Below are 14875 nucleotides of genomic sequence, written 5' to 3' on the forward strand. Positions count from 1 at the left end.
GACAGGTTTAATCCCTCAAAATGATTAAGTATTATTGCGGATTGGTATAAATTACAAAAAAGGCCCGCATAAGCGAGCCTTTTTTAAGAGATTAGAATTGATTACCAGCCTGTTTTCTCTTTAAGTGCATTACCGATATCAGCTAATGAACGTACAGTTTTTACGCCAGCAGCTTCTAATGCAGCAAATTTCTCATCAGCAGTACCTTTACCGCCTGCGATGATTGCACCAGCGTGACCCATACGCTTACCTGGAGGTGCAGTAACACCCGCAATGTAAGAAACAACTGGTTTAGTCACGTTGTGCTTGATGTATTCTGCAGCTTCTTCTTCTGCAGTACCACCGATTTCACCGATCATAACGATAGCTTCAGTTTGCTCGTCTTTTTCGAACATTTCTAAAACGTCGATGAAGTTAGTGCCAGGGATTGGGTCACCACCGATACCAACACATGTTGATTGGCCGAAACCAGCGTCAGTAGTTTGCTTAACCGCTTCGTAAGTAAGAGTACCAGAGCGTGATACGATACCTACTTTACCAGGCTTGTGGATGTGACCAGGCATGATACCGATCTTAGTTTCACCCGGAGTGATAACACCTGGGCAGTTAGGACCGATCATACGAACACCAGTTTCATCAAGCTTAACTTTAACGTCAACCATGTCTAGTGTTGGGATACCTTCAGTGATACAAACGATTAGCTCGATGCCAGCATCGATAGCTTCTAAGATTGCATCTTTACAGAAAGGTGCTGGTACGTAGATAACTGATGCAGTTGCGCCAGTTGCTTCAACAGCGTCACGTACAGTGTTGAATACTGGAAGACCAAGGTGCGTTTGACCGCCTTTACCTGGGCTTACACCACCAACCATTTGTGTACCGTACTCAAGCGCTTGCTCAGAGTGGAAAGTACCTTGGCCACCTGTGAAACCTTGACAGATAACTTTTGTATCTTTATTGATTAATACAGACATTATTTGCCCTCCGCAGCAGCAACAACTTTTTCAGCTGCGTCTGTTAGTGATTCAGCAGCGATGATGTTAAGGTCAGAACTAGCTAGTACTTCACGACCAAGTTCAGCGTTAGTACCTTCTAAACGTACTACTACAGGAACGTTAACACCTACTTCTTTAACTGCGCCGATGATACCTTCTGCGATCATGTCACAACGTACGATACCACCAAAGATGTTAACTAAAACAGCTTTAACGTTGTCGTCAGATAAGATGATCTTGAATGCTTCAGATACACGCTCTTTAGTTGCACCGCCACCAACATCTAGGAAGTTAGCTGGCTTGCCACCGTGTAGGTTTACGATGTCCATAGTACCCATTGCTAGGCCTGCACCGTTAACCATACAACCAACGTTACCATCTAGTGCAACGTAGTTAAGCTCGAAGCTTGCAGCGTGAGCTTCACGCGCATCTTCTTGTGAAGGATCGTGCATTTCACGGATTTTAGGTTGACGGTAAAGCGCGTTACCATCTACACCGATTTTACCGTCTAGACAGTGAAGGTTACCTTCGTCTGTGATTACTAGCGGGTTGATTTCTAATAGAGCGAAATCGAAATCGTTGAACATGTTAGCAAGACCCATGAAGATCTTAACGAACTGTTTCATTTGAGTAGGGTTTAAACCTAGTTTGAAGCCTAACTCACGAGCTTGGTAAGCTTGAGGACCAACTAGTGGATCGATCTCAGCTTTGTGAATTAGTTCTGGAGTTTCTTCTGCAACTTGCTCGATTTCAACACCACCTTCAGTAGATGCCATGAAAACAACTTTACGAGAAGCACGATCTACTACAGCGCCAAGGTATAATTCGTTAGCGATGTCAGTGCAGCTTTCAACAAGAATTTTTGATACTGGCTGACCATTTTCGTCTGTTTGGTAAGTAACTAAGTTTTTACCTAACCAGTTCGCAGCGAACTCTTTAACTTCGTCAGTTGTTTTAACTAGCTTAACACCGCCAGCTTTACCACGGCCACCTGCGTGAACCTGTGTTTTAACAACCCACATATCACCGCCGATTTTCTCAGCAGCTGCTGCAGCTTCTTCAGGTGTATCGCAAGCGAAACCTTGAGAAACTGGTAAACCATATTCGGCAAAAAGTTGTTTTGCCTGATACTCATGCAAATTCATGATGCTTTATCCAATTTTTTATACTAAAAGAGCTGAATATTTATGCAAAATAAACAGCTATCCCAAATTGCGCACTTAGTATAAATCCCAAGGCTCCACATGAAAACCCCAGTTAGACCAAAGGCGCAAAAAAAAAGCTGTGAACGAGGTTCACAGCTTAGTTTTCATACAACCAGATTAAACATCTAGTAGTAAACGAGTCGGATCTTCAAGTAACTCTTTAATTGTTACTAAGAAACCTACTGATTCTTTACCATCGATTTGGCGGTGATCATAAGATAACGCTAAGTACATCATTGGTAAGATTTCAACTTTACCATTTACAGCCATAGGACGCTCTTGGATTTTGTGCATACCTAAGATTGAAGACTGTGGTAAATTGATGATTGGTGTAGATAGTAATGAACCGAATACACCACCGTTAGTGATAGTGAAGTTACCACCTGTCATATCATCAAGTGATAATTTACCGTCACGACCTTTAAGCGCTAGCTCACGGATACCTTTTTCAATTTCAGCAACTGATAGCTTGTCACAGTCTTTAAGAACTGGAGTAACAAGACCACGTGGTGTAGAAACCGCGATGCTGATGTCGAAGTAGTTGTGATAAACAATGTCATCACCGTCGATAGACGCATTTACTTCAGGGAAACGCTTAAGTGCTTCAGTAACTGCTTTCACGTAGAAAGACATGAAGCCTAAACGGATACCGTGACGCTTTTCGAATACTTCTTGATACTGCTTACGAAGGTCCATGATTGGCTTCATGTTAACTTCGTTGAAAGTCGTTAACATTGCAGTTGAGTTTTTCGCTTCAAGAAGACGATTAGCGATTGTTTTACGTAAACGAGTCATAGGAACACGTTTTTGTGTACGGTCACCCATAGGTGCTGCTGGCGCTGCTGCTTCTGCTTTAGGCGCTGCTGCCGGTGCTTTTAAGAATGTATCAACATCTTCTTTAGTTACACGGCCATTTTTGCCAGTACCTTTGATTTTTGATGCATCAAGGCCTTTCTCAGCGATTAAACGACGAACTGACGGCGTTAATACGTCAGAGCTGTCATTTGATTCGCTTGCTGGTGCAGCTTCAGCTTTAGGCGCTGCGGCTGCAGGTGCTGCACCCGCTTTAACTGTACCAATTACTTGCTCACCAAGTACTGTTTCGCCTTCAGCGTGAATGTGCTCACCCATGATACCGTCTTCTTGAGCAACAACTTCAAGAACAACTTTATCAGTTTCGATGTCAACAAGGTTTTGGTCGCGAGTTACCGCTTCACCTGGTTGAACGTGCCAAGTAGCAATTGTCGCGTCTGCGACTGATTCTGGAAGTACAGGTACTTTAATGTCCACTTCTTTACCTTCTGATGCTGGTGCTGATTGCGCCGCTGGCGCGTCTTCTGATTGAGCTGGTGCAGATTCTTGAGCAGAGTCGTCACTTGCTGGTGCAGCATCTGCATCACCAAGTAATGCAATTACTTGTTCGCCAAGTACCGTTGCACCTTCTTCTTGTGAAATTTCAGTGATTACACCGTCATTTGGTGCAACAACTTCTAAAACAACTTTATCTGTTTCGATATCTACTAAGTTTTGGTCGCGGCTTACTTTGTCGCCAACACTTACGTGCCATGTTGCAACTGTAGCATCAGCAACCGACTCAGGAAGTACAGGAACTTTAATTTCTGTGCTCATTGCTTATCCTTTCTTTTCAATAGTAAGCGCATCTGCAATTAGCGCTTGTTGTTCTTTATTATGCACTGACATATAACCACACGCTGGTGATGCTGATGCTTTACGACCTGCGTAAGTTAATTTAGCACCGGCAGGGATTGCGTCAACAAAGTGGTGTTGAGAACAATACCATGCACCTTGGTTTTGCGGCTCTTCTTGACACCAAACAAAATCTTTAACGTGTTGGTAACGCTGCATGATTGTATCCATCTCAGCGTGTGGGAATGGATATAATTGTTCTACACGAACAATAGCAATGTTATTTAATTCTTGCTTACGACGCTCTTGCAGTAGTTCGTAGTAAACTTTACCGCTACAGAATACAACGCGTTCTACTTTATCTGCTGCAATATCATCGATTTCATCGATCATATTGTGGAACACACCTTCAGATAACTCTTCAAGTGAAGACGTTGCCAACGGGTGACGAAGTAGCGACTTAGGCGTCATAACAATCAATGGACGACGAAGTGGACGTACAGATTGACGACGAAGCATTGCATAAACTTGAGCAGGTGTTGAAGGAACACATACTTGCATGTTGTGATCAGCACACAACTGTAAGAAACGCTCTAAACGTGCCGAGCTATGCTCAGGACCTTGACCTTCATAACCATGTGGAAGTAAACATGTAAGACCACATAAACGGCCCCACTTCTGCTCACCTGAACTTAAGAATTGGTCAAATACAACTTGTGCACCGTTAGCGAAGTCACCAAATTGTGCTTCCCACATTACAAGTGACGTAGGTTCAGCTGTTGCGTAACCATATTCAAATGCAAGTACTGCTTCTTCAGAAAGAACTGAGTCATATACTTCAAATGCACCTTGCTTTTCGCTGATATTTTGCAGCGGCAAGTATGTTGATGCATCAGTTTGGTTATGAACAACAGCATGACGGTGGAAGAATGTACCACGGCCTGAATCTTGACCTGTTAAACGGATATCAGTCCCCGCATCAACAAGGGTTGCATAAGCAAGTGTTTCAGCCATACCCCAATCAAGTGGTTTTTCACCTGTTGCCATTAGCTTACGGTCGTCGTAGATTTTCTTAACGCGCGACTGTGCTTTGTGGCTTTCGGGGAAGCTTGCTACTTTTTCGCCAAGCTCTTTTAACTTTTCAACCGATACTGTTGCATCGTACTCAACATCCCAATCGTGACCAACAAACTTAGCCCAATCAGAAGAGTGCGATGTTTCTAGTTGAATTTCTTCAACAACACAGTTGCCTTTGTCTAAACCGTTACGGTAATCATCAGCAAGTGCTTTAACTTCATTTTCTGAGAATGAACCTTCAGCAACTAATTGATCTGCATAAATTAGACGAGGTACTGGATGCTTTTTGATTTTTTGGTACATAAGTGGTTGAGTCGCGTTCGGCTCATCCGCTTCGTTATGACCATGACGGCGATAACATACTAAATCAATCACTACATCACGTTTAAACTGGTTTCTGAAATCAAGTGCGATTTGAGTAACAAATGCAACCGCTTCAGGATCGTCAGAGTTAACGTGGAAAATTGGTGCCTGAACCATTTTCGCAATATCAGTACAGTATGGTGTAGAACGTACATCAGACTGTTTAGACGTTGTGAAACCAACTTGGTTATTTACAACGATACGGATACTACCACCACAACTAAATGCATTAGTTTGCGATAAGTTAAATGTTTCTTGTACAACACCTTGACCTGCGATTGCAGAGTCACCGTGAATAGTAATTGGTAATGCTTTAATACCTGACTTATCACCTAGACGGTCTAAACGAGCACGTACCGAACCCATAACCACTGGGTTAACGATTTCTAAGTGAGACGGGTTAAATGCAAGTGCCATGTGCACGTTGCCACCGTTAGTTGCAAAGTCAGATGAATAACCCATGTGATATTTAACATCACCTGAGCCTAATGTGTCTTTGTGTTTACCAGCGAACTCATCGAATAATTCTGATGGGTTTTTACCTAAGACGTTCACTAGTACGTTCAAGCGACCGCGGTGAGCCATACCAATAACAGCTTCTTTTTGTCCGCTTTCACCTGCACGATGAATTAGTTCTTTAAGCATTGGTACTAACGCATCACCACCTTCAAGTGAGAAACGTTTTGCACCGGGGAACTTAGCCCCTAAATATTTTTCAAGGCCATCTGCAGCTGTTAATCCTTTAAGGATACGTAGCTTTTCTTCTTTAGAGAACGTTGGACGTGATTGCACTGATTCTAAACGTTGTTGTAACCAACGTTTTTCTTCAGTTGAAGTGATGTGCATATACTCAGCACCTACCGACCCACAATAAGTCGTTTTGAGTGCTTGATATAGCTCACCTAATGGCATGGTTTCGCGACCGACAGCAAACGAACCCACATTGAATTCACGGTCAAAATCAGCTTCAGATAAATCGTGGTACTCTAATTCTAGATCACGAACACGTTCGCGTTGCCAAATACCTAATGGATCTAGGTTGGCATTTTGGTGACCACGGAAACGGAAAGCATTAATAAGTTGTAGCACCTTGACCTGTTTAGGATCGCCAGAGCCACCCTCTGCTACCACTACTTCTCTATGCTTGTTTTTAGCAAGCTGTGCAAATTGTGAACGAACTTCTGAATGTTTAACGTCAACATCCACACCATCAACTTTTGGTAATTGTTCGAACACTTCTCGCCATTCTTCTGGCACAGAAGTCGCATCATCTAAGTACGCTTCATAAAGCTCTTCTACGTAAGCAACGTTACCGCCGTTTAAGTGAGAAGATTCTAGCCATGCCTTCATCACACCTTCGTGCATTTATAAGCCCTTTTCTTTAGCGCAGAAATTAATTGTTGTAAAAACAAGGTGGTTAATCACTTAACCACCTTACATATTCAAGCTTTAAACAGCGCGGTTTAAAAGCATTGATTTGATTTGTCCAATTGCTTTGGTCGGGTTAAGACCTTTTGGACACACGCTAACACAGTTCATGATACTGTGACAACGGAACACGCTGAACGCATCGTCAAGGTCAGCAAGACGCTCTTCAGTAGCTGTATCGCGGCTATCAGCCAAGAAACGATACGCATGAAGAAGACCCGCAGGACCGATGAACTTGTCTGGATTCCACCAGAACGAAGGACACGATGTTGAACAACATGCACATAAGATACACTCATATAAGCCATCTAACTTATCACGTTCTTCGATTGACTGAAGACGCTCACCCGCCGCAGGCGTGTCGTTGATTAGGTAAGGCTTAACTTTTTCGTATTGAGTGTAGAACTGACTCATGTCAATAACAAGGTCACGTACCACAGGTAAACCTGGTAAAGGACGAATTACGATTTTACCTTTGCCACCTTTAAGTAGCGTTGATAAAGGAGTAATACACGCTAAACCGTTTTTACCATTCATGTTGATACCGTCTGAACCACACACACCTTCACGGCATGAACGACGGAATGATAATGTTGGATCTTGCTCTTTTAATTGCATAAGCGCATCCAATACCATCATATCTTGGCCTTCTTGCGTCTCTAGCGTGAAGTCCTGCATACGTGGTGCATTATCAACATCTGGATTGTAACGATAAACCGATAATTGTACTTGTGCCATCGTCTCGCTCCTAATATGTACGTGCTTTAGGTGGGAAAGCTTCACGCAGTTTCGGCGCGTAGTTTACTTCACGTTTTGTCATTTCATCTGTAACTGGGTTATAGATAGAGTGACATAGCCAGTTATCGTCATCACGATCTGGGAAGTCAAAACGAGAGTGTGCACCACGGCTTTCTGTACGGAAGTTTGCAGCTACTGCTGTTGAGTATGCTGTTTCCATCAAGTTATCAAGCTCTAGACATTCGATACGTGCAGTGTTGAATTCAGTTGACTTGTCGTCAAGACGAGCGTACTGAAGACGTTCACGAATTTCTTTAAGCTCTTTAAGACCGGTTGCCATTGCATCACCTTCACGGAATACCGAGAAGTTAAGTTGCATACACATTTGAAGGTCTTTCTTGATTTGTACTGGGTCTTCACCTTGGCCAGCTTTAGAGCTTTCCCAACGGTTAAAGCGTGCAAGTGATGCTTCAAGGTCTGATTCAGACGCATCTTTACCTGCTTCGACACCGTTAAGGTACTTACCTAAGAAGTTACCAGCAGCGCGGCCGAATACAACTAAGTCAAGTAGCGAGTTACCACCTAGGCGGTTAGCACCGTGTACAGATACACAAGCAATCTCACCAACAGCGAATAAACCTTCAACTACTTTCTCTTGGCCGTTTGCATCAATTTGTAATGCTTGACCATTTACGTTAGTTGGAACACCACCCATCATGTAGTGACATGTTGGGATAACTGGAATTGGTTCTTTAGCTGGATCAACGTGTGCGAACGTTTTCGCAAGGTCACATACGCCTGGAAGACGTAGGTTAAGCGTTTCTTCACCTAAGTGGTCAAGCTTAAGCTTGATGTGAGGACCATAAGGACCTTCACAGCCACGACCCTCACGGATCTCAGTCATCATTGAACGAGCTACAACGTCACGAGACGCTAAGTCTTTTGCATTTGGTGCGTAACGTTCCATGAAGCGTTCGCCGTCTTTGTTTAGAAGGTAACCACCTTCACCACGACAACCTTCAGTCACAAGTACACCGGCACCGGCAATACCTGTTGGGTGGAACTGCCACATTTCCATATCTTGCATTGCAACACCAGCACGTGTAGCCATACCAACACCGTCACCAGTATTGATGTGTGCATTCGTTGTCGATGCGTAGATACGGCCTGCACCACCTGTTGCTAATACAACAGCTTTTGATTTGAAGTAAACAACTTCGCCAGACTCGATGTCGATTGCTGTACAACCAACAACGTTACCGTCGCTGTTTTTAACTAAATCTAGTGCGTACCACTCAGAGAATACGTTAGTTTTGTTCTTAACGTTCTGTTGATATAAACAGTGTAATAGCGCGTGACCAGTACGGTCAGCAGCTGCTGCAGTACGTGCAGCCTGTTCACCACCAAAGTTTTTCGACTGACCGCCGAAAGGACGTTGGTAAACACGGCCATTTTCAAAACGAGAAAATGGTAAACCCATGTTTTCTAATTCAGTAATAGCTTCTGGGCCTGTTTTACACATATATTCGATAGCGTCTTGGTCACCGATGAAATCGGAACCTTTAACAGTATCGTACATGTGCCATTCCCAGTTATCTTCATGTGAGTTACCCAGAGCAACCGTAATACCACCCTGTGCAGACACAGTGTGAGAACGTGTAGGGAAAACTTTTGAGATAAGTGCACAGGTTTTGCCTGATTCAGTGATAGCTAGTGCTGCGCGCATACCCGCACCACCGGCACCAATCACTACAGCGTCAAATTCACGAACAGAATAATTCACTTAAACACCCCATAAAACGATTAGACCAATTGCTACGTAAGCAACAGCCATAAGGTTTAATACAAAGCCTAAAACAGCACGTAATTTAGCGCATTTAACATAGTCAGTAAGAACTTGCCAAAGGCCGATACGGGTGTGAACCATGATGCAAACTAGGGTAATTAAGGTAAACCCTTTCATTGCTAGGTTAGAGAATAGGCCTTGCCAGGCTTCGAAAGTGACTTCTGGCGTACATAAAAAATAGCCGATAATAAAAATCGCGTAAGCGCTGATTATTAATGCTGTTGCACGTAGTGATACGAAATCTTGTACACCATCACGTTTAAGAGTTGCTTGATTTAAAACCATATCCACACTCCTGCTAGAATTGCAGCTACAACACCTAAAGCTAATGCAACTTTAGCGCTGAAGTTACCTGATTCAAGTTCTTCCCAGTGACCCATGTCCATAATGATATGACGGATACCACCGATTAAGTGATACGCCAATACAGAAATGGTGCCCCATGCTATGAATTTGGCAATGAATCCGCTGAACAGACCCTTGACGAATTCAAAACCTTCTGCAGAAGAAAGAGACTCAGACCAAGCCCAAATGACAAACGTTAAAGCAAAAAATAATGCAACACCGGTGACGCGGTGAAAAATTGATGCTTTAGCCGTTGCCGGCATAGATATAGTTGTTAGATCTAGATTTACAGGTCTTTGCTTTTTCACAGTTACTTGCCCATCTTGCCCACTAAGGAGCTCATCTACTTGTTTTTCTAAAACCCATCAAAATGAATTTCGATGGAACTATCTAAGTAAACCGTGTTGATACACAAAAAGTTCACACTTATGCAAAACTCAAATGTAAAAATAAAGTTTACCTACAGACAATACGGTATAAAACCTTGGATAGTATATATAGCCAAAGGTCTTTTTACAATTCTTGTTTAGTAAGAGACGTTTGCGAATTAGCCAATAGTATAATATTTAATCCTGGCAGAATATTTATTATCCATTTGTGCATAATGTTTATAAAAATTGACTTTATACCCCTCTTTCACGTTAAAATGAAAAGAATGTGCTTAAACAGATTCAGAACATAACAATCAGAGTTGTTATCTTAATAGGAGATAAATAGATGGCGGATAAGAAAGCCACGGTCCATATTGATGGTCTTGATCCAATCGAACTTCCAATTTACCAAGGCACTGCTGGCCAAGACGTAATCGACGTACGTACGTTAGGTTCACACGGTCACTTCACTTACGACCCAGGTTTCATGTCGACCGGTTCTTGTGAATCTTCAATCACTTACATCGATGGCGGCAAAGGTGTTTTATTACACCGTGGTTACCCAATCGAGCAATTAGCTGATGAATCAAACTACATCGAGCTTTGCTACTTACTATTAAACGGCGAGTTACCGACTAAAGAACAATACGAAGCGTTTGCTCAAGAAATCACGCACAACACAATGCTTGATACTAAAATCGCAAACTTCTTCCAAGGTTTCCGCTTTGACGCTCACCCAATGGCAATGCTGTGTGGTGTTGTAGGTGCTCTTTCTTCTTTTTACCACGAAGATTTAGACATCACTGATGCAACACAACGTAAAACAAGCGCAATCAAGCTAGTTGCTAAATTACCAACTATCGCTGCGATGGCTTACAAATACAATGTAGGTCAACCGTTTGTTTACCCGCGTAACGACTTAAGCTTCGCTGAAAACTTCTTACACATGATGTTCTCAGTACCAGCTGAAGAATACAAAGTAAGCCCTGTTCTTGCTAAAGCAATGGACAAAATCTTCATGCTTCACGCTGACCACGAGCAAAACGCATCAACGTCAACTGTTCGTCTAGCTGGTTCTTCAGGTGCTAACCCTTACGCGTGTATCGCGGCTGGTATCGCATCTCTATGGGGCCCTGCGCACGGTGGTGCTAACGAAGCATGTCTTAACATGTTAGAAGAAATCGGCTCTGTTGACCGTATCGACGAGTACGTTGCTAAAGCGAAAGATAAGTCTGATCCTTTCCGTCTTATGGGCTTTGGTCACCGCGTATACAAAAACTTCGACCCACGTGCGACAGTAATGCGTCAAACATGTCACGAAGTACTTGCTGAGCTAAACATTCAAGATCCACTTCTTGATATCGCTATGAAGCTTGAGCAAATTGCACTTGAAGACCCATACTTTGTTGAGAAGAAACTTTACCCTAACGTAGATTTCTACTCAGGTATCATCTTAAAAGCAATCGGTATTCCAACAAGTATGTTCACTGTAATCTTTGCAATGTCACGTACTGTTGGTTGGATCTCTCACTGGGATGAGATGCTTTCTCAACCTGGTCACAAGATCAGCCGTCCTCGTCAGTTATATACTGGTGAAACTTCACGCGATTACGTACCAACAGACAAGCGTTAATACGAATTTGCGTTTAAAAAAGGCCGCTATGCGGCCTTTTTTGTTGCCCTGCACTTGTCTATTTGTGCAAAGTAATTAAAATCGTCGCATTCTTGTAGCTTAAGGCCTTTCATGTTCGATATCACAAAAATACGTGCTGACTTTCCAATACTGAATGAAACAGTCAATGAGCAGCCTTTGGTGTATTTAGACTCAGCGGCTACCTCGCAAAAGCCACAGGCAGTTATTAATGCTCTTAGCCGTTTTTATAGCCACGAGAACGCCAATGTGCACCGCGGCCGCCATACACTCAGTGAAAACGCGACACGCCAATATGAGCATACACGAACGCTACTTGCAGATTATTTTTCTGTAAAAAATAATGAGATAGTGTGGACCAAAGGGGCAACCGAATCGATTAATTTAATCGCAAATGGTCTGGCTTCGAGGCTTAATCCTGGCGATAAAATTGCCCTATCTACTATTGAACATCACGCTAACATCGTCCCTTGGCAACAGCTAGCTCAGCGTACCGGTGCAGAAGTCATTATTTTGCCGATAGAAAATGATTTAATTATTAATAGCGTGCACTGTAGTGAATTTATCAAGCAACAAAAGCCTAAAATTGTCGCTATTACCCATGCATCAAATACCCTTGGTAACATCACTGATTTAGCGCCAATCATTAGCGCATGTAAAGCCATTAATGCTATTTCTGTTGTTGATGGTGCGCAGGCAGCGATGCATTTACGCCCTAATTTACAAGAAATTTCCTGTGATTTTTACGTATTTTCTGCCCATAAAATGCTCGGGCCGACAGGTTTAGGAGGCCTATATGGCCGATTTGAGCTGTTAAATTCGCTCGATGTATATCAAACCGGTGGCGAAATGATCGAAACAGTGAACCTAACACACAGCACTTTTCGTGATGCACCGGGTAAATTTGAAGCAGGAACACCCAATATTGCAGGTGTCATTGCCTTTAGTGAGGCAATAAATTATTTAACATCGTTAGATTTTCAGCTAATGCGTCAACATGAGCATACAGTTTTTGACTATGCGATAAAACAATTATCAGCTATTGATGGTATTAATATCTATTCAAACCAAACAGATAACATCGGTAACATTAGTTTTAATTATCGCGATGAACATCCGTTTGATTTAGCCACCCTACTTGATGGATTTGGCGTTGCCGTGCGTAGTGGCCATCATTGTACGCAACCTATAATGAGCCATTTAGGTATACCAGGAACTGTACGAGCAAGTTTTGCGTTATATAACAATAAAGCTGATGTCGATTCCTTTATCAGTGCTGTTAAAAGTAGTGTCGAGTTATTAGATTAATTTTGGATAAGTTATGAATTCAGCGTTTGAAGCCGTTAGTAAAAACATTGAAACCGCTGCTGGGTGGCAGCAAAAATATCGCCAAATAATGCTCTTAGGTAAGCAATTACCTGTTATGCCTGAAGTACTCAAAGTAGATGATGCTCTAGTTAAAGGCTGTGAAAGTAAAGTTTGGCTATATATCGACTTTGATCATACTGAAAACAGCCTGGTTTTAGCGGGCGATTCAGATACTCGCATCGTTAAAGGACTATTGGCTTTAATTTTAGCCTTATACAATGGTCTAACACCGGAGCAAGCAGCGCAAATTAATGCCTATGATGAATTTGAACGACTCGGTCTAATTAGCCATTTGAGCCCTTCTCGTGGTAATGGTATTAAAGCCATGGTTGATAAAATTCAAACCATGGCTGAACAAAAACAATAAGTTTTATAAACTACGCTGTTTTTTATCAAGGTATTTTCTAATCGCTTTGGCTGCAACAAAAAAGCCAAAGCTGCCTGTCACCATGGTTGCAGAGCCAAAACCATTATTACAGTCCATATTCATTGAGCCATCTGCACCTTGTTTTGCTTGGCAAACCTCACCTTCAGAGGTTGGATATACAAGCTGCTCTGTAGAATAAACACAATCGACGTTAAATTTTCGCTTTGGATTGCTACTAAAGTTGTACTGTTTTCGCAAAATATAACGTACTTTTGCAAGCAATGGATCATGAGTTGTCTTTGCAACGTCACCAAAACTGATTTGACTAGGGTCGGTTTGCCCGCCTGCTCCTCCGGTGGTAATAACCGGTAGTTTTATGCGTTTACAGTGAGCAATAAGCGCAGCTTTTTCTTTTACAGCATCAATACAATCAATCACATAGTCAAAACCTTGAATATGCTCACGAATGTTATCTAGTGTAATGAAATCGTCAATAACATTAATTTTGATATCTGGATTTATAAGCTCACAACGTGTTTTCATCGCTTCTACTTTTGCTTCGCCTACGGTGCCAGTTAAAGCATGAATTTGCCGATTAACATTGGTTGCACAAATATCATCTAAATCAATGAGGGTTAGTTGTCCTACACCCGTTCGAGCCAATGCTTCAGCAGCCCAACTACCTACGCCACCAATACCAATGACACAAAAATGTGCTTGTTGTAACCAATCAAATTGTTGATGGCCATATAAACGTTTAATGCCACCAAAACGGATGTCTTGTGTTGTTTCTTTCATTTACCAATCCAACGTCCAAGGAGCGGTCCACTCTTTGAATTCGTCTGAGTTAAAAACTTCATTAAGATGAGTACCTAAAGTGTAATCACATCGATACTCTTTAAGCTGCTCTTTATAGCTAAATTGTAGTGCATAGGCATGCAAGTTTGTGCGCTCGTCTTTACTACCAGCATAGGTACTATCACCTAGAATTGGAGCGCCTAAGCTTTTCATCGCCACTCTAAGCTGATGTGTCTTACCAGAGAATGGCTTTAACAAGTATGCACGAAGCCCAGGTCGAATACTTTTTGAGTAAAAGCGTGTGATAGCAGGATTCGTTTGGCTCTTTAACAGCTTAAATGCACCACGACGACTTTTTTGCATATCCCCTTTTATCCAACCTTGCTTTTTCTTAGGCTTAGTATCACTAACGGCTAGATAAAACTTATTTATTTTATGATCAGAAAATAGCGAAGTGAATTCGGCTGCAGCTTCTTTGTTACGGGCTAAAATGATCAAACCAGAGGTCACTTTATCTAGCCGATGAACCGGATAGAGCTTCTCATTAACAAGCTCTTCAGCAAGTACGACAAAACCAGCACATTGTTCACTATGAAAGCTCACACCTGCTGGTTTATAAAAAACAAAGAAGTCATCTTCACTGGCATGAAGATGAACATTGTTTACATCATGCATT

13 protein-coding genes are annotated in these 14875 nt (G+C 42.3%); 3 read left to right on the forward strand and 10 right to left on the reverse strand.

The window, feature by feature from the left end:
* Nucleotides 1–101: 101 nt before the first annotated feature.
* From sucD to sdhC, 8 genes are all read right to left on the reverse strand, one after another.
* On the reverse strand, nt 102–974 hold the full coding sequence (sucD, locus tag MTF66_RS05755; protein ID WP_054561565.1) for a succinate--CoA ligase subunit alpha: 873 nt from the start codon (nt 972–974) through the stop codon (nt 102–104).
* On the reverse strand, nt 974–2140 hold the full coding sequence (sucC, locus tag MTF66_RS05760) for an ADP-forming succinate--CoA ligase subunit beta (RefSeq protein ID WP_054561566.1): 1167 nt from the start codon (nt 2138–2140) through the stop codon (nt 974–976). The genes sucD and sucC overlap by 1 nt, the downstream gene beginning before the upstream one ends.
* Nucleotides 2141–2317: 177 nt before the next feature.
* Complete coding sequence (gene odhB / locus MTF66_RS05765) at nt 2318–3829, reverse strand: 2-oxoglutarate dehydrogenase complex dihydrolipoyllysine-residue succinyltransferase (protein WP_248526703.1); 1512 nt, start codon at nt 3827–3829, stop codon at nt 2318–2320.
* A 3-nt stretch (nt 3830–3832) separates the two neighbouring features.
* Nucleotides 3833–6652: a 2-oxoglutarate dehydrogenase E1 component gene (locus tag MTF66_RS05770; RefSeq protein ID WP_055021956.1), complete on the reverse strand. Its 2820-nt coding sequence runs from the start codon at nt 6650–6652 to the stop codon at nt 3833–3835.
* A gap of 84 nt (nt 6653–6736) precedes the next feature.
* Nucleotides 6737–7453 carry a succinate dehydrogenase iron-sulfur subunit gene (locus tag MTF66_RS05775; protein WP_058585091.1) on the reverse strand — a complete coding sequence of 239 codons (717 nt, stop codon included), beginning with the start codon at nt 7451–7453 and terminating at the stop codon, nt 6737–6739.
* A 10-nt stretch (nt 7454–7463) separates the two neighbouring features.
* Nucleotides 7464–9236 carry a succinate dehydrogenase flavoprotein subunit gene (gene sdhA, locus MTF66_RS05780; protein WP_058585092.1) on the reverse strand — a complete coding sequence of 591 codons (1773 nt, stop codon included), beginning with the start codon at nt 9234–9236 and terminating at the stop codon, nt 7464–7466.
* Nucleotides 9237–9584: a succinate dehydrogenase, hydrophobic membrane anchor protein gene (gene sdhD, locus MTF66_RS05785; protein ID WP_054551371.1), complete on the reverse strand. Its 348-nt coding sequence runs from the start codon at nt 9582–9584 to the stop codon at nt 9237–9239.
* A complete protein-coding gene (gene sdhC, locus MTF66_RS05790) occupies nt 9575–9952 on the reverse strand; it encodes a succinate dehydrogenase, cytochrome b556 subunit (protein ID WP_082401567.1) in 378 nt (125 codons plus the stop codon). Before sdhC ends, sdhD begins: the two co-directional genes overlap by 10 nt.
* Before the next feature lie 409 nt (nt 9953–10361).
* On the opposite strand from sdhC, the gene MTF66_RS05795 reads away from it, so the two are divergent.
* The 3 genes from MTF66_RS05795 (at nt 10362) to MTF66_RS05805 (ending at nt 13401) form a co-directional block, all read left to right on the forward strand.
* A complete protein-coding gene (locus MTF66_RS05795) occupies nt 10362–11648 on the forward strand; it encodes a citrate synthase (protein ID WP_054551373.1) in 1287 nt (428 codons plus the stop codon).
* A 111-nt stretch (nt 11649–11759) separates the two neighbouring features.
* Nucleotides 11760–12974, forward strand: coding sequence for an aminotransferase class V-fold PLP-dependent enzyme (locus MTF66_RS05800; protein WP_248526704.1), 1215 nt, complete (start codon nt 11760–11762; stop codon nt 12972–12974).
* 13 nt (nt 12975–12987) lie between these two features.
* Nucleotides 12988–13401, forward strand: a complete 414-nt coding sequence (locus MTF66_RS05805; RefSeq protein ID WP_054551375.1) for a SufE family protein — start codon at nt 12988–12990, stop codon at nt 13399–13401.
* 3 nt (nt 13402–13404) lie between these two features.
* Here MTF66_RS05805 and tcdA read toward each other — a convergent pair whose 3' ends face one another.
* A complete protein-coding gene (gene tcdA / locus MTF66_RS05810) occupies nt 13405–14199 on the reverse strand; it encodes a tRNA cyclic N6-threonylcarbamoyladenosine(37) synthase TcdA (RefSeq protein WP_054561573.1) in 795 nt (264 codons plus the stop codon).
* Nucleotides 14200–14874 carry a TIGR01621 family pseudouridine synthase gene (locus MTF66_RS05815; protein WP_248526705.1) on the reverse strand — a complete coding sequence of 225 codons (675 nt, stop codon included), beginning with the start codon at nt 14872–14874 and terminating at the stop codon, nt 14200–14202.
* Between the last annotated feature and the right edge of the window lies 1 nt (nt 14875).

This window comes from Pseudoalteromonas sp. 2CM39R (assembly GCF_023161845.1).

Excerpts from the sequence above, each read along its gene's own strand:
- MTF66_RS05800 (WP_248526704.1), top strand. The coding sequence starts at position 11,760 with ATGTTCGATATCACAAAAATACGTGCTGACTTTCCAATACTGAATGAA.
- sucC (WP_054561566.1), bottom strand. The coding sequence starts at position 2,140 with ATGAATTTGCATGAGTATCAGGCAAAACAACTTTTTGCCGAATATGGT.
- sdhD (WP_054551371.1), bottom strand. The coding sequence starts at position 9,584 with ATGGTTTTAAATCAAGCAACTCTTAAACGTGATGGTGTACAAGATTTC.
- MTF66_RS05805 (WP_054551375.1), top strand. The coding sequence starts at position 12,988 with ATGAATTCAGCGTTTGAAGCCGTTAGTAAAAACATTGAAACCGCTGCT.
- MTF66_RS05795 (WP_054551373.1), top strand. The coding sequence starts at position 10,362 with ATGGCGGATAAGAAAGCCACGGTCCATATTGATGGTCTTGATCCAATC.
- odhB (WP_248526703.1), bottom strand. The coding sequence starts at position 3,829 with ATGAGCACAGAAATTAAAGTTCCTGTACTTCCTGAGTCGGTTGCTGAT.
- MTF66_RS05815 (WP_248526705.1), bottom strand. The coding sequence starts at position 14,874 with ATGCATGATGTAAACAATGTTCATCTTCATGCCAGTGAAGATGACTTC.
- MTF66_RS05770 (WP_055021956.1), bottom strand. The coding sequence starts at position 6,652 with ATGCACGAAGGTGTGATGAAGGCATGGCTAGAATCTTCTCACTTAAAC.
- MTF66_RS05775 (WP_058585091.1), bottom strand. The coding sequence starts at position 7,453 with ATGGCACAAGTACAATTATCGGTTTATCGTTACAATCCAGATGTTGAT.
- sucD (WP_054561565.1), bottom strand. The coding sequence starts at position 974 with ATGTCTGTATTAATCAATAAAGATACAAAAGTTATCTGTCAAGGTTTC.
- tcdA (WP_054561573.1), bottom strand. The coding sequence starts at position 14,199 with ATGAAAGAAACAACACAAGACATCCGTTTTGGTGGCATTAAACGTTTA.